The sequence below is a fragment of the Staphylococcus sp. HMSC62D11 genome (assembly GCF_001839145.1).
Lineage (GTDB): Bacteria > Bacillota > Bacilli > Staphylococcales > Staphylococcaceae > Staphylococcus > Staphylococcus lugdunensis.
This window is the reverse complement of record NZ_KV840177.1, coordinates 76,044-101,385: the sequence shown is the minus strand read 5'-3', so window position 1 is coordinate 101,385 and position 25,342 is coordinate 76,044. Positions and strand designations below refer to the sequence as shown.

24 protein-coding genes are annotated in these 25,342 nt (G+C 34.8%); 1 reads left to right on the top strand and 23 read right to left on the bottom strand.

The features are described 5' to 3' along the window. Positions 1-100: 100 nt before the first annotated feature. From rpsP to HMPREF3267_RS01315, 18 genes are all read right to left on the bottom strand, one after another. On the bottom strand, positions 101-376 hold the full coding sequence (gene rpsP, locus HMPREF3267_RS01400; RefSeq protein ID WP_002459307.1) for a 30S ribosomal protein S16: 276 nt from the start codon (positions 374-376) through the stop codon (positions 101-103). Positions 377-590: 214 nt separating this feature from the next. Further along, positions 591-851, bottom strand: coding sequence for a hypothetical protein (locus tag HMPREF3267_RS01395; RefSeq protein ID WP_002459308.1), 261 nt, complete (start codon positions 849-851; stop codon positions 591-593). Next, entirely contained in the window at positions 841-1,215 is a 375-nt protein-coding gene (locus HMPREF3267_RS01390) for a hypothetical protein (protein WP_062077543.1), read from the bottom strand. Before HMPREF3267_RS01390 ends, HMPREF3267_RS01395 begins: the two co-directional genes overlap by 11 nt. Further along, positions 1,184-2,329: an acetyl-CoA C-acyltransferase gene (locus HMPREF3267_RS01385; protein ID WP_062077541.1), complete on the bottom strand. Its 1,146-nt coding sequence runs from the start codon at positions 2,327-2,329 to the stop codon at positions 1,184-1,186. Before HMPREF3267_RS01385 ends, HMPREF3267_RS01390 begins: the two co-directional genes overlap by 32 nt. After that, on the bottom strand, positions 2,326-3,702 hold the full coding sequence (locus HMPREF3267_RS01380) for an AMP-binding protein (protein ID WP_062077539.1): 1,377 nt from the start codon (positions 3,700-3,702) through the stop codon (positions 2,326-2,328). Before HMPREF3267_RS01380 ends, HMPREF3267_RS01385 begins: the two co-directional genes overlap by 4 nt. Positions 3,703-4,004: 302 nt before the next feature. Then, positions 4,005-5,372, bottom strand: coding sequence for a signal recognition particle protein (ffh, locus tag HMPREF3267_RS01375; RefSeq protein ID WP_002459312.1), 1,368 nt, complete (start codon positions 5,370-5,372; stop codon positions 4,005-4,007). 17 nt (positions 5,373-5,389) lie between these two features. Next, positions 5,390-5,722 carry a putative DNA-binding protein gene (locus HMPREF3267_RS01370; protein ID WP_002459313.1) on the bottom strand — a complete coding sequence of 111 codons (333 nt, stop codon included), beginning with the start codon at positions 5,720-5,722 and terminating at the stop codon, positions 5,390-5,392. Then, the gene (gene ftsY, locus HMPREF3267_RS01365; protein WP_002478299.1) at positions 5,715-6,938 is read right to left on the bottom strand and encodes a signal recognition particle-docking protein FtsY; all 1,224 of its coding nucleotides are present in this window, start codon (positions 6,936-6,938) and stop codon (positions 5,715-5,717) included. The genes HMPREF3267_RS01370 and ftsY overlap by 8 nt, the downstream gene beginning before the upstream one ends. Then, the gene (gene smc / locus HMPREF3267_RS01360; protein ID WP_002478300.1) at positions 6,935-10,504 is read right to left on the bottom strand and encodes a chromosome segregation protein SMC; all 3,570 of its coding nucleotides are present in this window, start codon (positions 10,502-10,504) and stop codon (positions 6,935-6,937) included. The genes ftsY and smc overlap by 4 nt, the downstream gene beginning before the upstream one ends. 85 nt (positions 10,505-10,589) lie before the next feature. After that, the gene (gene rnc / locus HMPREF3267_RS01355; RefSeq protein ID WP_207754609.1) at positions 10,590-11,297 is read right to left on the bottom strand and encodes a ribonuclease III; all 708 of its coding nucleotides are present in this window, start codon (positions 11,295-11,297) and stop codon (positions 10,590-10,592) included. Positions 11,298-11,439: 142 nt separating this feature from the next. Next, the gene (locus HMPREF3267_RS01350; protein ID WP_001830184.1) at positions 11,440-11,673 is read right to left on the bottom strand and encodes an acyl carrier protein; all 234 of its coding nucleotides are present in this window, start codon (positions 11,671-11,673) and stop codon (positions 11,440-11,442) included. 182 nt (positions 11,674-11,855) lie between these two features. Next, the gene (gene fabG, locus HMPREF3267_RS01345) at positions 11,856-12,590 is read right to left on the bottom strand and encodes a 3-oxoacyl-[acyl-carrier-protein] reductase (protein ID WP_002459317.1); all 735 of its coding nucleotides are present in this window, start codon (positions 12,588-12,590) and stop codon (positions 11,856-11,858) included. Next, complete coding sequence (gene fabD, locus HMPREF3267_RS01340; RefSeq protein ID WP_062077537.1) at positions 12,583-13,509, bottom strand: ACP S-malonyltransferase; 927 nt, start codon at positions 13,507-13,509, stop codon at positions 12,583-12,585. The genes fabG and fabD overlap by 8 nt, the downstream gene beginning before the upstream one ends. Then, a complete protein-coding gene (plsX, locus tag HMPREF3267_RS01335; protein WP_062077536.1) occupies positions 13,502-14,488 on the bottom strand; it encodes a phosphate acyltransferase PlsX in 987 nt (328 codons plus the stop codon). Before plsX ends, fabD begins: the two co-directional genes overlap by 8 nt. After that, positions 14,481-15,050, bottom strand: coding sequence for a transcription factor FapR (fapR, locus tag HMPREF3267_RS01330; RefSeq protein ID WP_002492927.1), 570 nt, complete (start codon positions 15,048-15,050; stop codon positions 14,481-14,483). The genes plsX and fapR overlap by 8 nt, the downstream gene beginning before the upstream one ends. A 115-nt stretch (positions 15,051-15,165) precedes the next feature. Continuing rightward, on the bottom strand, positions 15,166-17,211 hold the full coding sequence (recG, locus tag HMPREF3267_RS01325) for an ATP-dependent DNA helicase RecG (RefSeq protein ID WP_062077534.1): 2,046 nt from the start codon (positions 17,209-17,211) through the stop codon (positions 15,166-15,168). Positions 17,212-17,487: 276 nt separating this feature from the next. After that, positions 17,488-19,143 (bottom strand): fatty acid kinase catalytic subunit FakA, encoded by a 1,656-nt coding sequence (gene fakA / locus HMPREF3267_RS01320; RefSeq protein ID WP_002478304.1) that lies wholly within the window; start codon positions 19,141-19,143, stop codon positions 17,488-17,490. 13 nt (positions 19,144-19,156) lie between these two features. After that, on the bottom strand, positions 19,157-19,531 hold the full coding sequence (locus HMPREF3267_RS01315; RefSeq protein ID WP_002459323.1) for an Asp23/Gls24 family envelope stress response protein: 375 nt from the start codon (positions 19,529-19,531) through the stop codon (positions 19,157-19,159). A 388-nt stretch (positions 19,532-19,919) separates the two neighbouring features. On the opposite strand from HMPREF3267_RS01315, the gene rpmB reads away from it, so the two are divergent. After that, on the top strand, positions 19,920-20,108 hold the full coding sequence (gene rpmB, locus HMPREF3267_RS01310) for a 50S ribosomal protein L28 (RefSeq protein WP_002459324.1): 189 nt from the start codon (positions 19,920-19,922) through the stop codon (positions 20,106-20,108). A 137-nt stretch (positions 20,109-20,245) separates the two neighbouring features. On the opposite strand, the gene HMPREF3267_RS01305 is transcribed toward rpmB, so the two are convergent. From HMPREF3267_RS01305 to HMPREF3267_RS01285, 5 genes are all read right to left on the bottom strand, one after another. Then, entirely contained in the window at positions 20,246-20,887 is a 642-nt protein-coding gene (locus HMPREF3267_RS01305) for a thiamine diphosphokinase (RefSeq protein ID WP_062077532.1), read from the bottom strand. 6 nt (positions 20,888-20,893) lie between these two features. Further along, positions 20,894-21,538 (bottom strand): ribulose-phosphate 3-epimerase, encoded by a 645-nt coding sequence (gene rpe / locus HMPREF3267_RS01300; protein WP_062077530.1) that lies wholly within the window; start codon positions 21,536-21,538, stop codon positions 20,894-20,896. Continuing rightward, positions 21,538-22,413, bottom strand: a complete 876-nt coding sequence (gene rsgA, locus HMPREF3267_RS01295) for a ribosome small subunit-dependent GTPase A (RefSeq protein WP_062077528.1) — start codon at positions 22,411-22,413, stop codon at positions 21,538-21,540. The genes rpe and rsgA overlap by 1 nt, the downstream gene beginning before the upstream one ends. Before the next feature lie 183 nt (positions 22,414-22,596). After that, positions 22,597-24,600, bottom strand: coding sequence for a Stk1 family PASTA domain-containing Ser/Thr kinase (gene pknB / locus HMPREF3267_RS01290; RefSeq protein WP_002459328.1), 2,004 nt, complete (start codon positions 24,598-24,600; stop codon positions 22,597-22,599). Further along, positions 24,597-25,340: a Stp1/IreP family PP2C-type Ser/Thr phosphatase gene (locus HMPREF3267_RS01285; protein WP_062077526.1), complete on the bottom strand. Its 744-nt coding sequence runs from the start codon at positions 25,338-25,340 to the stop codon at positions 24,597-24,599. The genes pknB and HMPREF3267_RS01285 overlap by 4 nt, the downstream gene beginning before the upstream one ends. Positions 25,341-25,342: the final 2 nt, after the last annotated feature.

Sequence of the window (25,342 nt, the reverse complement as noted above, 5' to 3'; positions counted from 1 at the left end):
TGAATGCCGCTAACTATATACTTTTACCTTTTTAAAATAGGCCGAGACAGTTATGTTTGTCCCGGCCTTTATAAAATTCAGCAATTATAGTACAAGCTAATTATTTAGCGTGTTTTTGTTCGTCAAATTTTTTCATAATACCTTCTTTTGATAAAATATTATGAACTGTATCTGTTGGTTTTGCACCATCTTTTAACCATTTTAATGCTAATTCTTCATCGATTTTAACTTCTGGTGCATTAACATGTGCTGGATTGTAAGTACCGATTTGTTCGATAATACGTCCATCACGTGGTGCACGTGCATCTGCTACTACGATACGATAAAATGGATTTCTTTTAGAACCTAAACGTGTTAAACGAATTTTAACTGCCATTGATAAAACGCTCCTTTAAATTTCAATATTTATTTTCTACAAGAATAAATATTAACAGGTCTATTATACTTTGTAAAGAGTTTTTTCTTTACCAATTTTAACTCTGTAAATGTATCTCACTTTTTTGACCAATGTGCTATTAAAAGTGTTGTTATCATAAAGCTTAAATCATCTGTTAAATTTGAAGATAATATTATCTCAATGCCATCGCTTATTAAAGTCTATTATAAATGATTAATTTTAGTTCGTGTTGCTGATTGAATACTTTTACCGATTGCTGCTCTTTTTGTATATATAATTTTTCATTAATCTGAATAGGTCGTTGATATTTTACTTTGAAGGAAGACCATGTCAGTTGATAATTTTGAAAAATATATTCACAAACAAGTTGTCCTGGCACAATATGTGAGTGTAATGGATTTTTATCATGAACAAGCCTTAAATATGTGTGTACCATCTTTGAATCAAACTGCACCGCTACCACCTTCTTTAATAAAGGTTTGCTCAATTTCAACACATACCTCTTCTTGTATAATAAGCTGTAAACAAAACTGATATTTTGTAATATTCTTGATTTGACGTTGTGATATACACGTTAAATGTGCATGGTATGACTGATCGACAATTAACTCTTTATTTTTAGCCACACGAGTTTCAGTTAATATGATTTTATCGTTAAGAAACTGGCTAAATAAATCAAAATGAGGCCATAGTTGTGCACACATCAATACAGGTACTTTGCCGGTATATTGTTGTTGGAATAAAGCGCAATATGCACGTACATCCCCTTCAATAAATTGAATGGTTTTAAAAGTGTTCTCGTTGTAAGAGGGCCGCATTACCCATTCCTCCTCCAATGCCCATTGTAGCAATGCTCGTCATCTTATCTTCCATATTAAATAAGCGTGTTATTAGCGCTGCACCACTCGCTGCGTATGGATGACCAGTCGCTATCGCACCTCCCCAAATATTGAGTTTATCTATAGGTATATGTAATTGTTGCTGACAAGCTAATACCTGTGAACTAAATGCCTCATTAATTTCAAATGTATCAATATCATTTATAGAAAAAGGCGTTTGTGTTAATAATTGTTGGACAGCAGCAACTGGACCAATGCCTAGCATGGTTGGATCAACACCTTTTGTTACAGCTTGCTTAAAGACGAGTCCTTCGCTAAATCCAAATCGTTTTGCGAGTTGTTTCTCTAAGACCAATATCAAAGCTGCACCATCATTTTTCATACAACTATTTCCTACAGTTACCGTTCCTCCTGGCAAAAGTGGCTTAAATCGACTAAATTTAGCTGGTGTTAATCGTGGTTTTAAACTTTCATCTTGCGCAAAAGTTTGTCCTTTTGAGTGAATCGGAACAATCTCTTTCTTAATTTTACCGTTTTGATAAAAGGATGCAGTCTTCTGATGACTGCGAAAAGCAAATTCATCTTGTTCATCACGGCTTATATGATAATGTTGCGCTACATTTTCAGCCGCTTGAATCATTGAAACATCTTGATTATCAGGTGCAAAAGAAGCACGCTCATAAAATTGAGGTAAGTTAGTATCATAAACTGATTGAGGTCTTTTAATTTTCCAAGGCGCACGACTTGTACTTTCAACGCCACCAGCTAGATATACTGACCCTGCACCACATTGAATCATCCGACATGCATAAATGACACTTTCCAACCCCGAACCACATTGGCGATCCAATGTTAAACCAGGTATGCCGTATTCTAAATTTGCCGTCAACAATGATTTACGTGCCACATTACCTCCATTCCCTACTGTATTACCAATGATAACATCCTGAATATGACCACATATATTGGGATATTTATTCTGATAAAATTGAAATAGTGGAAGTAATAATTGTTCTGGTTCTAAATGTTTAAGTTGACCCGCATATTTACCAAATGCTGTGCGTTTGGCTGCAACAATAACGGCTTCTCTCATGTAGATAATTCCCCTTTTATGTATTTTTCTTGCATCATATGCCGTGCTATTTTACCGCTTTCTGTATAAGTCATTTCTTTAACACGTTGTACGATTGAAGGTATTTCATATCTTGTCACTTTTGAAATTAAATACTGTCGAATATCTTGGTAAGTTAATGCAACCTCTCCCGTATAAAGCAAAACTGCTACTTCACCAAATTTAGCATGCGGTCTACCAATGATGATTGCTTCATCTATATCCGGATGATTATGTAACAGCCGTTCAATACGTGCCGGATAAATATTGTTACCACCAATGATTAAACGTTCATTGTGCCGACTCATTAAATAGAGAAAGCCTTGTTTATCCACATAAGCAAAATCTCCCGTCTCTAGCCAATCAATATGATTGTAGTTTGTATGATCTATATAGCCACTGAAAGCCATTTTACTATTAATGGATAACATACCAATGCCTTGTTTATCTACGTGTGTCAACTTTATATCAACACTTTCACATATCTTTCCAACCGAATCTAATGGCGCATGACGGTTATAGTTATAACTGATAAAACTTGCTTCAGAAGTACCAAAGAATTCTACAACATGAACCGATGGCATTATATCTTGAATACGACGATAAAGTGATGTAGATAATTTTGCGCCACTGCTCAATATCGTGCCTATTGAAATATGCGACAAGTCATAAGTAAGGATTGTCGACAACATGGTAGGTACAACAAATAAGGCCATTGTTGACTGATTTGTGGATTCAAGTGATTGAATTAATTGCTTAGCATCAAAATCATCTTGCCCGCTAAAAGTACGCCCACTATAAAGTGCATACATACATGTGTAAAGTGTTAATGAGTGCTCTATTGGCCCAGGTGCCACTAAAACATCATGATTTTGACTGATGAGTGTTTCGTTCATTTTATAAGACGCTATCCAAGAAGGTTCATTTCTGTAATAAGCTTTTGGTAACCCTGTTGTCCCTGAAGTAAAACCAATGTGCAATAACTGATTAGGCTGTTGTATTAACGTATCATCATCATAGTATTCCGTTTTATGATAGCCTGAAGCATCAATAATCATATGAATATGACATTGAGTTGTTACATCAACAACCATAGACTGGTGCCATTGCGAATTCATCATTACTGGAATACCTCCAAGTTGATGCACCATAAAATAATGTACTATTCTCACCATTGACGATGGGTGCATTAAGCCTACTCTTTTATTATGTATCGAGTAAGGCATCTCACCACATGCTTGTATTATTTTATGATTAAGTTCTTTATATGTTAAATGATTATTATTTATGATTAATGCACGATTATGAGGTTGTGTTTTACTATATTGCGTTATTTTTGTCATTGTTTCAATCATTATCATCACCATATTGTTAACTATAAATAATTTCGTGTTTACAATTATACATGATGCTATTACTTTTTGGCTAAAAAAACATACTAAGATTACAAATGGGGACATAATTCCAAAATAAGCGCATAAAATGATTTGAAATTAAAAATCGTCTTTATGCTCCTATGATAGTAGTTAAAAGCACTGAACATTGTTTTAATAGCGGTTAATATAAAAAAAGCAGGCAATTTCTATTGAAAATTAATAGAAATTGCCTGCTTCAACTTGTTAACAATTATTTATGTTCCAGACTGATTTTAATCGGTTTAAAATGGTAAATTCATACCTTTTAGCATATTTTGCATTTGGCTACGTTTACCCTTTTTACCCTTGCCACCACCAGTAAATTGTTTCATCATTTTCTTCATATCATTAAATTGTTTCATTAAACGATTGACCTCTTGTAATGAACGTCCAGAACCTTTGGCAATTCGCTTTTTACGTGATACGTTTAACGTTGCAGGATTTGCTCTTTCCATTGGCGTCATGGATTGAATAATTGCTTTAATATGGTCAATTTGCTTATCGTCCATATTTAACTTATTCATACCTTTCATCTTGTTCATACCAGGAATCATTTTCATAATATCATCTAGCGGTCCTAAGTTTTTTACCTGATCTAATTGGTCTAAGAAATCCTCTAACGTAAATGAGGAATCACGCATTTTTTTCTCTAAATCTTTCGCTTTTTCTTGATCAACATCTTGCTGCGCTTTTTCTATTAAACTTAGAACATCACCCATACCTAAAATACGTGAAGCCATACGTTCAGGATGGAACAGCTCTAGTCCATCCATTTTTTCACTCATACCGACAAATTTAATTGGTTTTTGTGTCACTGAACGAATAGATAACGCTGCACCACCGCGTGTGTCCCCATCTAACTTTGTTAATGTCACACCAGTTACATCTAGCTGTTCATCAAATGATTGTGCTACATTAACTGCATCTTGACCTGTCATTGCATCGACAACTAACATGACTTCATCTGGTTTAGAAATCGCTTTAACTTCTTGTAATTCATTCATTAATGCTTCATCGATATGCAAACGACCAGCTGTATCGATAATGACAAAATCTAAATGTTCCTCTTTGGCATGTTTTAAAGCATTTTCAACAATTTGTTGTGGCTTAACTTGATCACCTTCACTGTATACTGGAACATCTAGTTGTTTACCCACTGTTTGTAACTGATCTATAGCAGCTGGACGATAAATGTCTCCTGCTACAAGCATTGGCTTTTTATTGTATTTTTTACGCATTAAAAGGGCTAATTTACCAGCAGTAGTTGTTTTACCTGCACCTTGTAAACCTACCATCATCACTACAGTTGGTGGTTTGTTTGCCATTTTAATCGTCGTATTTTCACCACCCATGAGCTGTGTTAACTCATCTTGGACTATTTTTATTACCTGTTGACCAGGCGTTAATGACTGCATGACATCTGAGCCTAATGCGCGTTCTGACACAGTATTAATAAATTGTTTTACAACCTTAAAGTTAACATCTGCTTCTAACAATGCGAGTCGTACTTCACGCATCATTGTTTTAATATCAGCTTCTGTTACTTTTCCTTTACCACGCATTTTTTGCATCGTGGCTTGCAATCGCTCGGACAATCCTTCGAATGCCATGATATTGCCCTCCTTATTTATTCTAGTTCTTCTAATTGTTCAATATAGTCTTTTACTTTATCTGGTTGATGTATGACTTGCTTCATTTGATAGTATAGTTGACGTCGTTGTTCAAATTTTTCATATAGTTTAAGCTTCTGCTCATAATCTTCTACTAGATCACCAGTTCTTCTTATATTATCATAAACTGCTTGCCTGCTCACTTCAAATGTATCCGCAATTTCGCTTAATGAAAAATCTTGTAAATAGAAGAGTTCCAAGTAATTGCGTTGTTTTTTGGTTAATAATGCTTGATAGAAATCAAATAAATAATTCATGCGTAACGTTTTGACTAAATCATAATCACTCATGGTTATTTCCCTCATTAGCTGCTGTTTCTTGTTGTTGCTCAGGTATTTCTTCATTTTGTTCAATCATATCGGCAAATAAACCATATACATAGCTTTCAGGATTGAAAGGTTGTAAATCGTCAAGTTGTTCACCTAGACCCACGTATTTCACTGGAATATGCAATTCATTTCTAATGGCTAAGACGATACCACCTTTAGCAGTACCATCAAGTTTCGTAAGCACAATACCTGATACATTTGTAACTTCTTTGAATGAACGGGCTTGTGATAACGCATTTTGTCCTGTCGTAGCATCCAGACATAGTAATGCTTCATGCGGTGCACCTGGCACAGCTCTACCAATAACACGTTTCATTTTATCTAATTCTTGCATCAAGTTCGCTTTGTTTTGTAAACGTCCAGCCGTATCACAAATTAAAATATCCACGCCTTTATTTTTCGCTGCATTAATAGCATCATACATGACAGCTGCAGGGTCTGAACCTTCACTTTGGCTTACAACATCAACGCCAACACGCTCTCCCCATACTTTAAGTTGTTGAATAGCGCCGGCTCTAAATGTATCTCCAGCAGCGAGCATTACTTTTTTGCCTTCCATTTTATAACGATATGCTAATTTACCAATAGTTGTTGTTTTACCAACACCATTAACACCAACCATTAAAATAACATTCAAGCGACCATCTTCGAGATTCATCACTTCTGATTGGTCATCCTCTTGATGATAAATTTCGACAATTTTTTCAACAATTACTTCTCTTAAATCAGCTGTGTCTTGAATATTACGTCGTTGTGCTTCCGTACGCAATTCATCAGTTAACTGCATTACCGTATTGAAACCAACGTCAGCAGTGATTAGCATTTCTTCTAAAGCTTCAAAGAAATCTTCATCTACTTTACGATAGCGTGCTATAAGATTATTTAATTGTTCTTGGAAATTTTGTCGTGACTTTTCAAGACCAGCTTTAAATTTAGCACCAATTTTTTGTGCCTCAATTTCTTCAAAGTCTTCAATTGATATTAAGCCATCTTCATCAAAATCAGCTTCGCTCAATTTTCTCGGTTTCTTTTTAGCTGGTTCTGAATCAGCTGGACTATCGGCCGATGTATCTGATGAGAGTTGTTGTTCCTCATCACTTTTATCTGTTAAATCTCTTTCTTTATCATCATTAGGCTTACTAGAAAACTTATCTTTTAATTTTTTAAAAAAACTCATTCTAGTTCCTCCTTCATTACTTCATCTATAGTGTTTAAGTTTACGCTAACTAAATTCGATACCCCAGATTCTTGCATCGTAACACCGTATAGTCTATCAGCATATTCCATCGTACCTTTACGATGTGTAATAACGATAAACTGTGTTTCATCTGATAATTCATTTAAATACCGGGCATAGCGAATAACATTAGCTTCATCAAGCGCTGCTTCAACCTCATCTAAAATAACAAAAGGTGCAGAACGAACTTTCAATATTGCAAAGAGTAAAGCAATCGCACTTAATGCACGTTCACCACCACTAAGTAAAGATAGATGTTGTAAATTCTTACCTGGCGGTTGCACAATAATATCTACACCTGCTGCTAAATAATCATCTTCGGTCAATTCTAACTTAGCATGTCCACCACCAAATAGCGATTTAAAGACGTTTGTAAAATGTGTTTGTACTTGATGGAATGTTGCTTTAAAGCGTCCTGCAACCTCTTGGTCCATTTCTGAAATAATTTGTTCCAGTGTTTCTTTAGCTTCTCTTAAATCGGTACGCTGCTCATTTAAAAAGGTATAGCGTTCATTGAGTTCCTCAAATTGTTCAATTGCATTGATATTGACATGTCCTAGTTCATCGATAGACATTTTTGTAAGTTTAACCTTTTTACGCAATGACTCAATCGGCTCTTCAGCTTTATATAAATCACGTGCACGCTCAACAGTCAATTGATACTGTTCATTAAGGTGTTCAATTGCGTGATTAATCAGCACATCAAGTTTAGATTGCTTTGCTTTAATATCTTGGTAATAACTCTCTATTGATAAAATATCTTGATGATAGCTTTGTAATTGCTGTTCGCTGTCTTCAATATTATTATTTAATAATTGTCGCTGTTCTTTAAGTTCCGTTAATTTATCGTTTAATATGGTTCTTTCTTGTTGTTTATCATTGATTTGAGCTTGTAATTTATCAAATACTTCTTGCCCCATCATTTCATCTGAATTAAATAATTTAATTTTGTCAGCAACATTGGTCATTTCTTTTGTTGTTTGTGCTTGTTGCTGTGTGAGACGTTCTAAAGCATCACGTTGCGTTTGAATGCGCTCTTTGATAACTGCAAGATCTGAACGTTTTTGGTTCAATGTTTGCTGTGTTTGAGTCGTTGATGCCTTATCTTCTTTTGTTAATTGCGTATAATGCTCAATGTCATTTTCTAATTGAGTTAACTTTGTTTGTATTGTCTGTAAACGCTGTTGTTTCTCTACTAAGGTTTGACGACTATTTTCACTTCGGTAGCCATCATTTTTCTCAAACTCAAATTCTTCATGTTCATCTTTTAAATGTTGTTCTTGTGTTGTTAAGCGGTCTAATGATAATTCGTAATTGTGTACTTGCGCTTTGAATTGATTAAACTGTTGACTTACTTCTAAATATTGATTACCTAACTGTTCAGTTTGCGATTTCTGTTGTTGTAACGCTTGTTCAAATTGTTGAGTTTGTCTTTCATATTCTTGTAGTTGTGCACGCATTTGACTTAATTCATCTTTTTGGGTCAATATGCTTTTCGTTTTACGAGCGCCTCCACCAGTCATAGAGCCGCCTGGGTTAACAATATCTCCCTCTAACGTCACAATACGCGTCCGATAATGAATTTGACGAGCCAAATCATTCGCGTGTTTTAAATTATCAATAATAATCGTGTTTCCTAATAAATTCTCAACAATATTGCGATATGATGCATGAACATTAACCGCATCTGCAGCAATATTCACAAACCCTTCTGCTTGTTGTGCAGTTTGTTTAATTTCTTGCGCAACTCGGCGAGGTTGTATCACATTCAGCGGTAAAAACGTTGCACGTCCTAAGTTACGTTGCTTCAAATATTGAATTGCATGACGCCCATCTTGTTCAGATGTCACAATAATATGTTGAAGTGAAGCACCTAGAGCCGTTTCTATCGCTTGAGTTAATTGCGAAGGTACTTGGATAACTTCGGCTACAGCACCATGGATTCCATCTAATGCTTTATCTTTCGCTTTTAGCACATGTTTGACCCCATTAAAGAAATAAGTATAATCCTCTTCTTGAATAGCTAAACTATCAATTCTTGACTTTAACTTATCTGTATAACGATAGGCTTGATATAATTGATTTTCTTGTTCTGTTTGACGTTTTTTAGCTTGGGTCATTTGTTGCTCAAGGCGTTTAATTTCATTTTCAGCATGGGTTAACTTTGATTTAGCTTGCTTATATGCTTTTGTAGTTTCTGCCACATCATTTTGTATTTCTTTTAATTGGTTAAACGCTTCTAGTAATCGTGAATCAAGACGTGATTTTTTAGCTTCATTTTCACTAATTGTATGTTCTAAAAAGCGAATATCATTGTTGACATCTGATTGTTCAGACATCAAAGCGTAGTAGTCGTTTTTGATGTTCTCTAATTTTTCATCATGTTGTTCATCCGAAGAATATAACTGACTCTCTAACGTTTGAATTATTGAATTTAACTCTTTTTGTTTCTTTTTTAGTGTTTCAAGTTGTTCCTTTGCTTGCTGTTCTTCTATCTTTAGCTTGTCTAATTGTTGTTGCAAATTGTCCTGTTCTTCTTCATAACGGGCATTGGTAGCCGACTGATTCTTTTTGCGCTCTTCAAGTACATTCAATTGACCAGAAAATTTTTCATAATCTTCAGTTGTCTGTACTAAATCTTTATTTAACTGTTCCAGTTGATTGTCTATATGTTGACGAGTACCTTTATATTTTTGTAATTGTTGTTTTACTTGTGCTTGACTGCTTTCCTTTTGAGCTTGTTGACTTTTTAGCTCGTTCAAGCGTCCATCCAACTGCTCATTGTCTTCAGTGTAAGTATCGATATCATAAACAGTAACGATGACATCGCTTTCTTTCATTTCTTTCGTCAATTGCAAATATTCTTTTGCGATGGCAGCTTCTTCTTTTAAAGGCTCAACGCGTCCCTCTAAATCATATAGAATATCTTCCACACGTGTGAGGTTATCTTCAGTTTGATCAAGTTTCTGAACTGACTCTGCCTTACGCTTTTTATACTTTAATACTCCTGCAGATTCTTCAAGAATTTGACGACGATCTATTGGTTTCGCGTTTAAAATTTCATCAACTCGACCTTGTGAAATAATGCTAAAAGCATCTTTACCTAACCCAGAATCTAAAAATAAATCTACAATATCCTTTAATCTAGCACGCTCATTATTTAAAAAATATTCACTTTCACCACTGCGATATAAACGTCGAGTGACAACGACTTCATCTGCATCTATTTGCAAATCTTTTTTGGCATTATCCAAATGTAGTTTTACTTCAGCAAAATTTTGTGCCTTACGATGTTCTGCACCAGAAAAAATAATATCTTCCATTTTAGAACCACGTAAAGATTTGGCTGATTGTTCACCCAACACCCATTTAATCGCATCGGTAATATTACTCTTACCGCTTCCATTTGGCCCTACGATAGCAGTGACGCCTTTATCAAACTGTACATTTGTATGTTCTGCAAATGATTTAAAGCCAATGGCATCTATTGATTTTAAATAAACCATGTTAATCTCCTCAATCTTTACCTCGTTGTTAAGTTATAAACATAAAGCTTGTTAACAGCTTATTTTAAACATTGTCGAAATGCCATTATTTATGTTGTCGCATAATATGATATGCGCGTTCAGCTGCTTTTTGTTCTGATTCTTTTTTAGTCTTTCCTTGACCATGTGCTATCGCTTGTTGTTCTAATATCACTTCAGATGTAAACAAACGGTGATGTGCTGGCCCTTCTTCTTTAACAAGACGATACATCACATCCCCTTTATTTTGACTATGAACAAATTCCTGGAACTGCGTTTTAAAATCTACAACTCCAATAAGTTCATCATCTTCTACATAAGGGAAAATTACTTTTTCAGCAAAATGCCAAACAGCTCCTAATCCTTGATCCAAATAAAGTGCACCGACAAATGCTTCAAAGGCATCAGAAATAAGTGAAGGGCGTGTGCGACCACCCGTTTTTTCTTCTCCTTTACCTAATAATATTAATTGGTTTAATTGAATTTTATTAGCAAATATTACAAGTGAGGGCTCACATACAATTGTTGCACGCATTTTTGTCAAATTGCCTTCCGGTAAGTTCGGATGTTTATCAAATAAATAACGTGAAACCGTCACTTCTAATACCGCATCTCCTAAAAATTCTAATCGTTCATTATGCTCCAAACGATTCATATTAAAATCATTAATAAAGCTAGAGTGAGAAAACGCTTGTTGGTACAATTTTATATTATCAAAATGGATACCTAATTCATTCATCTTTTGTTCAAACCGTTGTCTGAAATCTTTAATCATCTCATCTTTTTTTACGTTAGCCACACAGATACCTCCTAATTCAGTGTATAATAAAACACTTCACTCCCTATTTTAAGTGAATTAAATTAAAAACTAAAGAAAAAATCTGAGCCATCTCCTCGACGACCCAGATGTCATTTTATTATTTTTCAAGACTGTTAATATATTTAACAGCATCACCAACAGTGTTGATTTTTTCTGCTTCTTCATCTGGAATTTCAGTACCAAATTCGTCTTCTAATTCCATTACTAATTCAGCGATATCAAGTGAGTCAGCGCCTAAATCATCTTTAAAAGATGCGTCTTCTGTTACTTTATCAGCATCTACACCTAAACGGTCAACGATGATATCCTTTACTTTGTCGAAGTTTTCCACGTCGATTCACCTCCTTTAAAAAGTCCATTCATAGACTATTACATTTTCCCATTTTAAAAGCCAAAATACAAGCTAAAGTTTTATGGTAATTTTAAAATGCTGCTTGAATTTTAGACATAGTTAAATCTGGTTATTCTACTTAGCATGACGTAAATATTTTAAATGAACATGCGATATATACTTTACATATACATGCCGCCGTTAACATGAATGGTTTGACCTGTAATATATTTAGCTTTATCTGATGCTAAAAAGGCGACAGTATTAGCGATATCAGTATCTTGACCAAATCTAGCTAATGGTATTTGTTGTAGCATTTGTTCTTTAAGATCATCGTTAAGTGCGTCGGTCATATCTGACACAATAAATCCTGGGGCTACTGCGTTAACAGTAATGCCTCGTGAAGCAAGCTCACGTGCAGCAGATTTAGTCAAGCCGATCACACCTGCTTTAGTAGCAACATAATTCGCTTGTCCTGGATTTCCTACTGCTCCAACAACACTAGATAAATTGATAATTGCACCACTGCGTTGACGCAACATTTGTGGCGTCACTTTTTGAATACAATTGAATGTACCTTTTAAGTTGGTATCAATCACATCATCCCATTCTTGTTCTTTCATACGCATTAATAAATTATCTCTTGTAATACCAGCATTATTAACAAGCACATCAATCGCGCCAAATTGTGCTACAACTTCTTTTATCATCGCTTTTACTTCATCACCATTTGCTACATTTGCTTGTATCGCAAAAGCATCCACACCAAGTTCTTTTATTTCGGATACGACTTCCTCTGCTTTTTCTTTATTGCCAGCATAATTTACTGCAACATTGTAACCTTCACTTGCTAATTGTAATGCAATGCTTCGTCCAATTCCGCGAGAAGCACCTGTAACTAATGCACTTTTAGCCATTTTGATTCCATCCTTTCACATCTTCTATAGTTTGAATTGACGTTAATTTAACATCTCGGTTAATTTTTTTGATTAACCCTGATAGTACTTTTCCTGGTCCTATTTCAATAAAATGATCGACACCTTGTGCAAGCAACCATTCAATAGATTGAATAAATTGTACTGGTGAATATAATTGCTTAACCATATTTTCTTTAATCACTTGTGCATCTGTCTCACCCAGTGCATTCACATTTTGTACTACTGGGAATTTGGCATTCTGCCATTCAAATCGATCAATATATGTAGAAAATGCATCTTCAATGACCTGCATCATTGAAGAATGAAATGGTCCAGAAACAGCTAAAGGCATTACGCGTTTTGCTCCTAAAGCTTTTCCTTCTTCTACAAGCTTATCTATTAAAGTTTTATGGCCAGATACTACAATTTGTCCTGGACAATTAATGTTTGCTGGTTCGATGATTTCATCTTGTGTAGATAAGGTTTGGCATATGTGGTTTACCTCTTCATAGCTTAACCCCAAGACAGCTGCCATGCTACCTACACCATTAGGAAAAGCTTGAGCCATTAATAGACCACGTTTGCGCACAATTTTTACAGCATCCTCAAAGTCAAGTACGCCGGCTGCCACTAAACTAGCATATTCGCCTAGGCTATGTCCTAACGTATAATCTGCATCAATATGTTCTAATGCATGCAGTAATGCAATACTATGCGTAACAAGCGCGGGTTGCGTATATTCTGTTTGACTTAATTTTTGTTCTTGGTCTGTAAACATGGTTTCGAATAAATCAAAATCCATCACTTCTTGGGATTGATTAAGTATCTTCGTTGCAGCTTCATTATGTTGATATAAATCTTCAGCCATACCAACTTTTTGCGCACCTTGACCTGGAAAAATTATTGCTGTTTTACTCATCGTTTGCACCTACCGTTTCTCGCATTGTTTGCACAATATGTTGTTCCCCTGCAATTTTTGCTTGTCTAATTGCAGAGTAAAATGCTCTAGCATTTGATCCTCCATGTGCTTTGACTACCGTACCATCAAGGCCTAATAGCACCGAACCACCGTATTCGGCATAATCCATTTTTTTAGCAAAATGAGCTAAATCTTTCTTTAACACTAAAGCAGCTAATTTATTTTTAAAGCTACTTAATAATGTTTCTTTTAACATCTTGCCAATTGACTTTGCTGTACCTTCAATATTTTTTAATACCATGTTTCCGGTATAACCATCGGTAACAACAACATCTGTCCTGCCATCCATCAACGTCTTAGCCTCAATATTACCAGTAAAATTAAAACTACCATCATCTTGTAATAATGTATAAGATTTTTTCGTTAGGGTATTGCCTTTAGCTGCTTCTGTACCAATATTCAATAATGATACTTTAGGTTCAGCAATACCGCGTATTTTTTGTGCATAAATATTACCTAATTGTGCATATTGCAATAAATGTTCTGGCTTAGCATCAGCATTCGCGCCTACATCCAAGAACACAAATCCTTTACCATTTATTGTTGGCAAAGTAACAACAAGTGCTGGTCTTGCAACACCTTTAATACGTCCAACAATAAATAATCCCGCTGACATTAAAGCACCTGTATTACCAGCAGAAACACAACCATCTGCTTCGCCATTTTTCACTGCTTCAGCCATGCGGACCATAGAGCTATCTTTTTTTCGTTTAATTGCTCTTACAGGCTCATCTTCCATTTCAATTTTTTCCGTACAATGCCTAAATTCTATACGTTCATGATTGAGTGTATATTGTTGCTTATCCCCAAATAGAATGATTTCTAAATCTTTGAAATCTTTAATTGCTTGATCAACTGCTTCTAAAACAATACCAGGTGCATCGTCGCCACCCATCATATCAATTGCAATTTTAACCATTATATTCATCCTCGCTTATATAGAACATTTTAAAATGACCTTTAAAAACTAATATTTCTTTAACATATGATGTAACATCAATATGATAATAGTTTTCACTATGCTTTACCACTTTAGCGCGTGCTCTTACTGTATCATTTAATTTCACTTTCTCGACAAACGTTACATTACTTTCAGATGTTAATACAGTCGGTTTATGAATTAAAGCAACACATAATGAATTCGCTTGCGCAAATAAAATATGTCCTCGTGCGATATTATTCTTTGAAAAGACAGAATCTGAGGCAATATGAATGATTGATTCTGCCTCGATATTGGGATTCATCTTAATGATATCACCAAATATTTCATTTGCTTCTAGTGATTGTAAATGTTGATAATTTTGTTCAGCAACCAATTTAATTCGCTTGCGCAACTCTGGAATTTTGAGATGTGTACGATCTAGTCGTATCGTCTGTATACTGACGCTGAATTGCTCACAAAGTTCATGATCAGTGATAAAAGGGTTATGCTCAATCGCTTGTTGAATGGCGATGCGTCGTTCATTTTTTTTCAATTTCATGCCATCCCCCCCTTTTATTTAGTACCAAGTCTTAAACATCTTCACATATCATAACATTTTATATTTAAAAAGCTCAACAAATAACCTAAGTTGAGCTTAAAATTTGCATATGTCATTAGTCAAAACTTGTATGCAACAAATGGTCTTCTATAAAGCTGCGTAAATGATGATATGTTGCTGTAAAAAATTCACCGGATTGTATTAATTCAGATGCCTCATCTCGGGCAACTTCTAGCATGCGATAGTCTTCAACTACATTGGCAACCATGAAGTCAGGTAAACCACTTTGTTTGACACCGAAAAAGTCACCTGGACCTCGCATTTCTAAATCACGTTCACTTAGCTCAAATCCATCGTTCGTCTGTGTCATTATCGTCATGCGTTCAATACCAGTTTCAGTCTTTGGGGAAGCGATTAATACGCAATAACTTTGATGTTCACTACGACCCACACGACCACGCAATTGATGTAATGTCGACAATCCAAAACGATCGGCATCATAAATCATCATAAATGTCGCATTTGGGACATTCACGCCTACTTCAACGACGGTTGTTGATACTAGTATATCTATTTGATGACAACTAAATTGATTCATTACGTCGTCTTTATCTTCTGTTGATAATTTCCCGTGTAATAGTCCGACACGTTTAGCTCCATAATAGTGCTGCAGCGATTCATAAATAGCGACAACATTTTGCACATCTTCGAGATGTTCAGAACTCTCAATCAACGGACAAATCACATAAGCTTGGCGACCTTTTTGTAACTCTGAAGTCATTTGATGTAATACTTGTTCGTATTGCTCGTGTTTCGCCCAGCTTGTTTTAATAGGCTTTCGTCCTTTAGGCAACTGTTTAATAGAGGATACGTCCATCTCTCCAAAAACAGATATAGCTAATGTTCTTGGAATAGGTGTTGCAGTCATAAATAAGACATTAGTCATTGCACCTTTTTCTCTCAGTAATTGTCGTTGATTAACACCAAAACGGTGTTGTTCATCAGTGATTACTAATCCTATGTTATTAAACTGAACATCTTCTTGAATCAGAGCGTGTGTACCAATTACACAGTCAATCGTACCTTGTGCTAATTGCTCTAATAACAGCTGACGTTTCTTACCTTTAACCGAACCAGTTAACAGTGCAACATTCATACGTTCACCAAAAAGTTTAACTAAGCTTTCTGCATGTTGCTCAGCTAAAATTTCCGTTGGCACCATAAGTGCAGACTGATATCCAGCTGTTTTTAATGCATACATACAAATCGCAGCAACTACTGTCTTTCCTGATCCTACATCACCTTGCAATAAACGATGCATTCGAATAGGTGCTTTTAAATCTCTAAATATTTCATTCACACTTTGTTTTTGTGCATCTGTTAAATCAAAAGGCAACACATCTATAAAGTCTTTAACTTGCCTTAAATCATAATTAATTTCTATTGCATTATCTGCGGCCTTTTCTAATCGGTTCAACCACTGCATGCGCAACTCAAACATGAACAATTCCGTAAAGGCATATGTACGTCTTGCACGCAATAACGCAGCCTTATCTTTTGGGTGGTGTAAAATTTTAATTGTTGATTCGAGAGATTCTAGCTTATATTTTGCTTTTAGATCCTCAGAAAGCCATTCATGAATTGTCACATCACGAAGTGCTTCACGTATCATATCTCGCATATTTTTTTGTTTAATCCCATCTTTAATACGATAAATGGGTTCGAGTTTGTCCTGTTTACTGTTAGACTGATTAAAGAACATACGGTTACCATTTATTTCTTGCTTAGCACGATTCCATTTCCCTTTAACCGTAACTCGTTGATTTAAGGCGATTTTATTTTTTAAATAAGGTTGATTGAAAAACACACATTTAACAGCAATATTGTTAATCATTAAATGTATCGTTAATTTTGATTTATTACGTCCAAAAAATGCAACGGTTGGCATTGAATAAACTTCACCCTCAACTGTTACCATCGTTTGATCTTCAGCCATCGATAAATCAACTACTGTATTGTCTTCATAGCGTGTAGGTAAATACAACACTAAGTCACCAACTGAATATATATTTAGTTCATTTAATATTGCTATACGTTTAGGGCCTAGTCCTTTTATATGAGACAATGGATACGGGCTCTCTATTAAATTTACCTTAGTCATATCAATCACCTTATTATATCTAAATTATGACAAGCTTTATTTATATTCGATTCGTTTATTTTTCATATTATTCACTACACTTATGTTACCATCTTATGTTTTAAAATAGAAAGAGAGCGCACAGATAAAAATTCTGTAACACTCTCATCATATGAGTTGACTTATGGATACACATCGTACAAATAATACAAATCTCACTATATATCATTTAAATTGTCAACCGTTCACTAATAAATTATCTTCACATATCTGCAATTGAGAACAGATGGTTACAGACTACTCAACTGATAATAAATAGTTGTATATTGGTTGACCACCATCATGGAGTTCAACCTCTAAGTCTGGATAACTTTCCTCAAGCCATTCCGAAAGTTCATCTGTTACGGCTTGTGTTGCATCTTTCCCAGTTATAACCGTTAAAATTTCGCTATCATCTGTTAGCAATTGCTTTAATAAGCCTTGTAATGCAGCAAATTCATCGGCATCACTAATCACAATCTTATCTTCTGCTAAGCCCATAAATTCATCTTTTTTAATTTCAACACCATCAATTTTAGTGTCTCGAACTGCAAACGTTAATGAACCAGACTGAATAGTTTCAAGTGCCGTTTCCATGTGCGCCTTATTATCTTCTAATGACGAGCCTTCATCATATTGGAATAAAGCTGCGATGCCTTGAGGAATGGATTTGGTTGGAATTACGATTGCCTCAGCATCAACGATACTTGCTGCTTGTTCACTAGCCATTAGAATATTTTTATTATTTGGCAAAATAATAGCACGTTTACATTGTGACTGTTCGATTACTTTAACAATATCTTCTGTTGATGGATTCATCGTTTGTCCACCGCTAATAATGTGTGTTGCACCCATCGATTTAAATAATTCTGAAATGCCTTCACCCATAGAAATAGTAATAATTGCTGTTTCAACTGTTTCGTGCTTATCTTGTTTCTTTTGATTCCCACTAGCTTCTTTGCGAATTACTTCTCGATGTTGCTCACGCATGTTCTCTACTTTTAGCTTGATTAATTCACCATACTGTTGTCCATAGTTAAAAACGTCACCTGGCGTTTCGGTATGTACATGAACTTTTACAATTTCATCATCGTTAATGACAAGTAACGAATCGCCGAATTTACTCATATCACTTCTAAATTCTTGTTCATCGAACGGCTTTTTGTCTTTGCCAAAGCGCACCATCATTTCTGTGCAGTAACCATAAATAATATCTTCTGTATTAATTACACCATGGAAATCATGTTCCTCATTGACAAATGTTTCTGTATCTAATTTAGGTGCCTGAGCTTCAACTTGCTCACCTTTAAGTCCTTTTAAAAAGCCTTCATAAACACATAGTAAACCTTTGCCACCGCTGTCAACAACACCAACCTCTTTTAGTACTGCTAATAAATTAGGAGTGTTATCCAATGATTTTTTAGCTTCTTCAATTGTATGTGTCATAATTTCAATAATATCACTAGTCTCTTCCGCTTTTGCTACAGCACCCTTAGCAGCATCTTTAGCTACAGTTAAAATTGTCCCTTCAACCGGCTTCATCACTGCTTTATAAGCTGTATCTACCCCCGCTTGAAAACTAGCTGCAAATTGTTGTGCATCTATGACTTTAGCATCTTCGATATTTTTACAAAAACCTCTGAATAATTGAGACAAAATAACGCCTGAGTTTCCTCGTGCACCCATCAATAAACCTTTAGAAAACGTTTTGCCCAATTCTCCAATATTTTGAGAAAGATTATTTTCAACTTCTTCTCTTCCAGACGTTATCGTCAGATTCATATTTGTGCCTGTATCACCATCGGGTACAGGATAAACGTTTAATGAATCTACCAAATCTGCATTATTAGATAAATTTTGTGCCCCTTGTATAATCATATCGGCAAATAATTTACCATTTATTTCGCTAATCATTATGATTGTCCTCCTAAACCTTCTTGCCCTTAGTATTCACTCGTACACCTTGTACAAATATATTAATTGAATTTACCTTTACATTAAGTGCTTGCTCTAATGTATATTTCACTGTAGATTGAACATTATTAGCTACTTCAGAAATTTTCACACCATAGCTAACAATGATATACATATCAACATCTAAAATACCATTGTTTTCATGAACTACAATGCCTTTAGCGTAATTTTCATGACCTAATATTTCAGCAATTCCATCGCGCACTTGCTGTCTGGAAGCCATGCCTACAATTCCATAACTTTCTACGGCTTTACTACCGACCACAGATGCTATTACTTCATTTGAAATATCAATTTTGCCATATTCGTTTGAAATTTCTAATGTCATCTTAAAGTCCTCCTGATTATTGGTTAAATATAAAATGACGCATGCTGAGATGATGGCTAAACATTGTCTTATGACAAGCCATTACATCTCTTTCAACTTGAATTTAACTTGGTCGACAAACTCTGACCGATTCATCTTATTTACTTATTCATTTTGGAACTTTGCTATTTGCTTTAGCTATGTCCTCACATTCACTATACTTTAACTTATCTTTAAAAGTATCATACTATATAACTCCACAGCTAACAATTATATCACAAAAATTTGTAAACGATAGATAATAATGAAAATCAAACGAAATTTTCTTGCTTATATAGTGTGATTATGGTATCTTATTCAAGTATATAAGTATCTAAGTGTATTTATATTTATTAAAGGAGGTACTTTGATGGGTAAACAATGTTACGTAACTGGTCGTAAAGCATCAACAGGTAATCATCGTTCACACGCTTTAAATGCGAACAAACGCAGATGGAACGCTAACCTTCAAAAAGTTAGAATCCTTGTAGACGGAAAACCTAAAAAAGTTTGGGTTTCTGCACGTGCTTTAAAATCTGGTAAAGTTACTAGAGTTTAATAAATATAATGCACACATTAACATGATCATATGTGGTGACCATGTTAATTCACTAGTTTGATTATCTAGTCATAAAGGAGCACATCGTTTTAAGCCGATGTGCTCCTTTTATGTTTACTTTTATGTTTACTCTTATGTTAATCATTATCGCGACTTCTTATTTGCAATACTTGTCCTTGATGTATGTCGATCCATGCATATGGATGATTAATTTCATTTGAAATTGTTAAAGTCGAACCAATTTCTAATTGTCGTCGTTCTAAATTGTATTTAAAGCCTTCTAATGAAAGTACGACTTCACCGTTGACAGGTATAAATGAAATATACGGGAAATGTTCATCTTTAACTAATTTGTGTCGTCCCATTTCCAACAATTGAATGACATTTTGGGCATCAACCATTTTAATAGTAATTCCGTGGCGACGATAATGTTTTTTTAGTAATATCTGAAGTGCTCCCATAAAATGATCTAAACGTCCACCCGTAGCGCCATAGATAAAAATATCCGTATAGCCATATGCTACAGCTTGCTCCACTCCCAAAGCTAAATCCGTATCATCTTTCTCTGCTTTAACAGGATGAATATCTAATTTTTCAATTAATTGTTGTCGCTCATGCTCGCTAACTGAATCAAAATCTCCAACCGAATAAACTGGGTTTATTCCATGTTCGACCAATATAAGCGCACCACGGTCAATACCTGCCCACGCTTCATTACGATACTGTTCTAATACACCTACAGGTAAATGTCTATCCGCACAAAGCAAATTGATTTTCATGACGTCTCAACCTTTCAAATCTTGAGTTACAACTGCATAGTCATGATGTTTAAAGAAGTAAGAACCAGCGACAAACATTGATGCACCAGCTTCAGCACACAGTTTAATTGTTTGATCATTAATGCCACCATCGACTTCAATATCAAAATCATAGGAATTGATTGCTTTAAGTTCTGCCAATTGTTGAACTTTTGTAACACAACTTTGAATGAATTGTTGTCCACCAAATCCCGGGTTTACTGTCATCACTAAGACATAGTCAACAATACTTAACACCGGTTTTATCAGTTCTACTGGTGTACCTGGGTTAATTACAACACCTGCTTTAATATTTTGTAACTTAATGAGTTCAAGTGCACGATGAATATGTGGCGTTGCTTCAACATGAACAGAAATAAAATCGGCCCCAGCTTGAGCAAATTGTTCTATATAACGTTCAGGTTGCGCAATCATCAGATGTACGTCAATTGGTAAATTAGTCTCACGTCTCACAGCCTCTAATACTGGAAACCCAACCGAAATATTAGGCACAAATTGACCATCCATCACGTCAAAGTGAAGACCATCAACGCCTGCTTGTTCTAGTTTGTGAAGTTCTTGATTTAATTGGCTGAAATCAGCTGATAATAACGATGGATATAATTTTTTCACTAGTATCTTACCTTTCTGTCTGCAATTTCATTATAAAGTTGTAAATAATGATCATATCTAAATTGTGCAATTTTGCCTTCTGATAGTGCAGCTTTTACTTGGCATTGGGGCTCATTAATGTGATTACAATTTCTAAACTTACAATGTTCACCATACTGATTAAATTCTACAAAATAATGTTTGATTTCATCTTTCTCAATATGATTAAAATCTAAAGCACTAAATCCTGGTGTATCGGCAATATATCCTTGATTACGATCAAATAATTCAACATGTCGTGTTGTATGTTTACCGCGATTTAAAGATTTTGAGATATGATTTGTGGTTAATTGTAAATCGGGGCGATAGTGATTGATAAACGTCGTTTTTCCAACGCCAGACTGACCACTCAATACGATTAATCCTGATGGCCATTGTTGCATCATTGTTGCTTTATCATCATCTATACCAACAAATTGAGTCATATAACCTATTTGTTTATATATGTTTAATACTTCTTCAATATCTTTAATTTGTTGAGAATTTGCTAAATCTCTTTTTGTTACTAAAATAGATGGATGAAGTTGATAAGAATGTGCAATAACGATAAAACGGTCTAACAATTGTGTTGAAAATTCCGGTTCTACGGCACTCATCACGATAACTAAACCATCAATATTGCTAACTGGCGGACGTTTTAAAGCATTTTTACGCTCTCGAACATGCTGAATATAACCTTCCGTGTTATTTTGTACTTCAAAATCTACAATATCTCCAACCACTGGTGAAAATTTATTTTTTCTAAATAATCCGCGTGGCTTAGTATTAAACCGATCACCATTGACATCTACTTGATACACGCCACTTATTAATTTAACGATGCGTCCTGTTTTCAAACTGACACCTCTCAATTTTTATGATACGAGGTTATTATATCAAAATGCACCATATTAATATATCTGTAATTCACTTATTATATAATATTTTGTTGTCTAGACATTAAAAAAACGGATAAACAAAGTTAACATTATCTTTGTTTATCCGGTAATCATATAATGGTGACTCAACACTTAATGAAATTAATAATCCACATCTTTATCCAATACAATTTTATTGTCAACACGCACTGTATAGCCTGCCGTTGTTCCTTTTTTTATTTTCAAAGAAATCGTAGTGGTTTTATCATCTTTAATTTTAAAACTTCGTGCAACTTCTGACGCTTTATGGTCCTCATCACGAATGTAAATATCTACTGTTTGGCTTTCATCATCTTTTCCAGAGTATGGAATATCTACTGTTTCAGAATGGGTTTTAACATCATCTGAATCACCATCTTCATCATTTTTATCCTCGTCTGAATCTGTATCTTCGCCTTTTGAAACTTTCAATTGAATCGTCGAACCTTCATCTACTTCTTTATCTTTTGGTGATTGTGAAATGACGTTTCCTTTTTTGACACTATCACTTGCTTCTGTAGTTACTTTAACTTTTAAACCATCTTCTTCTAATTCTTTTTTCGCAGTTGAATAGGCTTTGCCCTCATAATCTTTAACAAATACTTGTCTAACACCTAGGGATTCAATTAGTTCAATATGATGATCATTAAGCCTAACCTTGCTGTCAGCTGGTAGATTTTGTTTTGCTATCAATCCTTTAGCCACTGTGCGACTGTAATCTTTTTTGATAGAGATATGATTCAAACCTAATGACTTTAATTTTTCTTGGGCTTTTGCCTTTGTCATTCCAACAACATAAGGCATTGTGACCTTTTCAGGACCTTTTGATAACACAATATCTACTGCATCACCTTGATTGATACGTGAACCTGCTTCTGGCTTAGAGTTAATGATTTGATTTTCCGCATACTTATCACTATAACTTCTAGATATATTGCCTAACTTCAAATGTTTCTCTTTGAGTAATTGTTCTGCTTCTTTTTCCGTTTTACCACTTAAATCTGGTGTTTCTTCATATTTATCTCCAAAGACACCCCATGCGATAAAACCAGCTAAACTAGCAATTAATAATATTATGATTAAAGCAATTAAAAATTTTTTCCCTTTTGACGATTTTTTCTTTTGAGGAACAAAAACATGCTCCTCTGCTGATTGAAATTGTCGTTGATTTACAATAGGTATTTGCATTGTTTGCGCAATTTTACCTTTATTGTCAGATTCTTTCATTTTACTTTTAATATCATTTTTATCGATAGCCAATGTTTTTACAGTTTCTTCTTCGTGTTGATATTTATCCTCATTTGCACGGCTATCGATAAGTGCACTACTCAAATCATCCATCATAGCTTGTATATTAATATAACGATCGCTTACATCTTTTTCCGTCGCTTTTAAGATAACATTGCTAAGTGCTTGAGGTACATCTTGTCTAATATCTGTAACGTTCGGAATTGCATCTTGGATATGTTTAATTGCAATACTAACTGCCGTTTCTCCATTAAAAGGTGGCTCACCAACTAACATTTCATACAATACGATGCCAATCGAATATATATCGGTTGATTCATCTGTTGGCTCACCTTTTGCTTGTTCTGGTGATAAATATTGCACGGTACCTAATACGTGATTTGTTTGAGTTAATGATGTCTCACTTAGCGCTTTTGCAATCCCAAAATCAAATATTTTTAGTGTTTTATTTTTATCGATTAAAATATTTTGGGGTTTAATATCACGATGAACAATTCTTTTATGATGCGCTTCCTGAATTCCATTCAATATTTGTTGCGTGAACTGAATTGCAGTATCAATGTTAAGTGGCCCGTGTGTATGTATATATTCAGATAACGTTGGTCCATCAATATATTCCATAATTAAATAGAAACAATCGTCTTCTTCATCAACATCATAAACATTGACGATATTTTCACTGAAAAGTTGCGTCGAGTTATTCACTTCACGCTCGAAACGGCGAAGAGTTTCTTCCTTTTCGTTTGGTGGAATAGAAATTGCCTTAATCGCTACTTGACGTTCAAGAATCATATCTTCAGCCAAGTAAACCATACTCATTCCGCCGCCACCAAGCTTATCAATCACTTTATAACGATCACTAATTATTTTTCCGATCATACTTTGTCACCTTCTATAGCTGCAAGAATTACACTTATGTTGTCTCTAGATTGATAATCAAGTGCTAATTGTATGAGCTTATTTCCTAACTGTTCTATAGTTAACTCTTCTAAAAGCGCATCCTTGATTACGTCATTTCTTATATAATCTGTCAATCCATCAGAGCATAATAATAAATAATTATAGTAATTGATTCGCTTAAAATAAATATCAGGTGTCACATGTTTATCTGTTCCCATTACACGTGTAATAATATTTTTTTGCGGATGATGAAATGCTTCTTCTTCAGTAATTTGACCTGTCATCACTAGATGATTAACAAATGAATGATCCTGTGTAAGCTGTTCTATCTCTCTTGAATTGACGACATATGCTCTTGAATCTCCAATGTTAGCAATAACGACTTTTTTCTCAAAAATCAAGGCACAGACACATGTCGTCCCCATGCCTCTATATCCTGGGTCTTCTTGTGCATAATAATATAATTCGAGATTAATTTGTTTTAATGTTGTACGCAACCACGTTTCAGCTTGAGACTCTTCAATCAAATTTTCTTGTTCAAAACGCGCTTGAAGTTCATTTGTTACAAACTGACTCGCTATTTCACCCGCTTGGTGACCACCCATACCATCACATAATACTAACAATTGCTGATGCGTTTTATTTAAAAATATACCACCAGCATCTTCATTTTTATCTCTATGTTGACCTGTATTAGTGAAAAATTGTGCGTTTAGCATTG

What these genes read in the sequence shown, in the direction of transcription:
- rpsP (WP_002459307.1), bottom strand. Translation starts at nt 376, where the DNA reads ATGGCAGTTAAAATTCGTTTAACACGTTTAGGTTCTAAAAGAAATCCA.
- HMPREF3267_RS01390 (WP_062077543.1), bottom strand. Translation starts at nt 1,215, where the DNA reads ATGCGGCCCTCTTACAACGAGAACACTTTTAAAACCATTCAATTTATT.
- HMPREF3267_RS01385 (WP_062077541.1), bottom strand. Translation starts at nt 2,329, where the DNA reads ATGAGAGAAGCCGTTATTGTTGCAGCCAAACGCACAGCATTTGGTAAA.
- HMPREF3267_RS01380 (WP_062077539.1), bottom strand. Translation starts at nt 3,702, where the DNA reads ATGATTGAAACAATGACAAAAATAACGCAATATAGTAAAACACAACCT.
- ffh (WP_002459312.1), bottom strand. Translation starts at nt 5,372, where the DNA reads ATGGCATTCGAAGGATTGTCCGAGCGATTGCAAGCCACGATGCAAAAA.
- HMPREF3267_RS01370 (WP_002459313.1), bottom strand. Translation starts at nt 5,722, where the DNA reads ATGAGTGATTATGATTTAGTCAAAACGTTACGCATGAATTATTTATTT.
- ftsY (WP_002478299.1), bottom strand. Translation starts at nt 6,938, where the DNA reads ATGAGTTTTTTTAAAAAATTAAAAGATAAGTTTTCTAGTAAGCCTAAT.
- smc (WP_002478300.1), bottom strand. Translation starts at nt 10,504, where the DNA reads ATGGTTTATTTAAAATCAATAGATGCCATTGGCTTTAAATCATTTGCA.
- rnc (WP_207754609.1), bottom strand. Translation starts at nt 11,297, where the DNA reads ATGATTAAAGATTTCAGACAACGGTTTGAACAAAAGATGAATGAATTA.
- fabG (WP_002459317.1), bottom strand. Translation starts at nt 12,590, where the DNA reads ATGGCTAAAAGTGCATTAGTTACAGGTGCTTCTCGCGGAATTGGACGA.
- fabD (WP_062077537.1), bottom strand. Translation starts at nt 13,509, where the DNA reads ATGAGTAAAACAGCAATAATTTTTCCAGGTCAAGGTGCGCAAAAAGTT.
- plsX (WP_062077536.1), bottom strand. Translation starts at nt 14,488, where the DNA reads ATGGTTAAAATTGCAATTGATATGATGGGTGGCGACGATGCACCTGGT.
- fapR (WP_002492927.1), bottom strand. Translation starts at nt 15,050, where the DNA reads ATGAAATTGAAAAAAAATGAACGACGCATCGCCATTCAACAAGCGATT.
- recG (WP_062077534.1), bottom strand. Translation starts at nt 17,211, where the DNA reads ATGACTAAGGTAAATTTAATAGAGAGCCCGTATCCATTGTCTCATATA.
- fakA (WP_002478304.1), bottom strand. Translation starts at nt 19,143, where the DNA reads ATGATTAGCGAAATAAATGGTAAATTATTTGCCGATATGATTATACAA.
- HMPREF3267_RS01315 (WP_002459323.1), bottom strand. Translation starts at nt 19,531, where the DNA reads ATGACATTAGAAATTTCAAACGAATATGGCAAAATTGATATTTCAAAT.
- rpmB (WP_002459324.1), top strand. Translation starts at nt 19,920, where the DNA reads ATGGGTAAACAATGTTACGTAACTGGTCGTAAAGCATCAACAGGTAAT.
- HMPREF3267_RS01305 (WP_062077532.1), bottom strand. Translation starts at nt 20,887, where the DNA reads ATGAAAATCAATTTGCTTTGTGCGGATAGACATTTACCTGTAGGTGTA.
- pknB (WP_002459328.1), bottom strand. Translation starts at nt 24,600, where the DNA reads ATGATCGGAAAAATAATTAGTGATCGTTATAAAGTGATTGATAAGCTT.
- HMPREF3267_RS01285 (WP_062077526.1), bottom strand. Translation starts at nt 25,340, where the DNA reads ATGCTAAACGCACAATTTTTCACTAATACAGGTCAACATAGAGATAAA.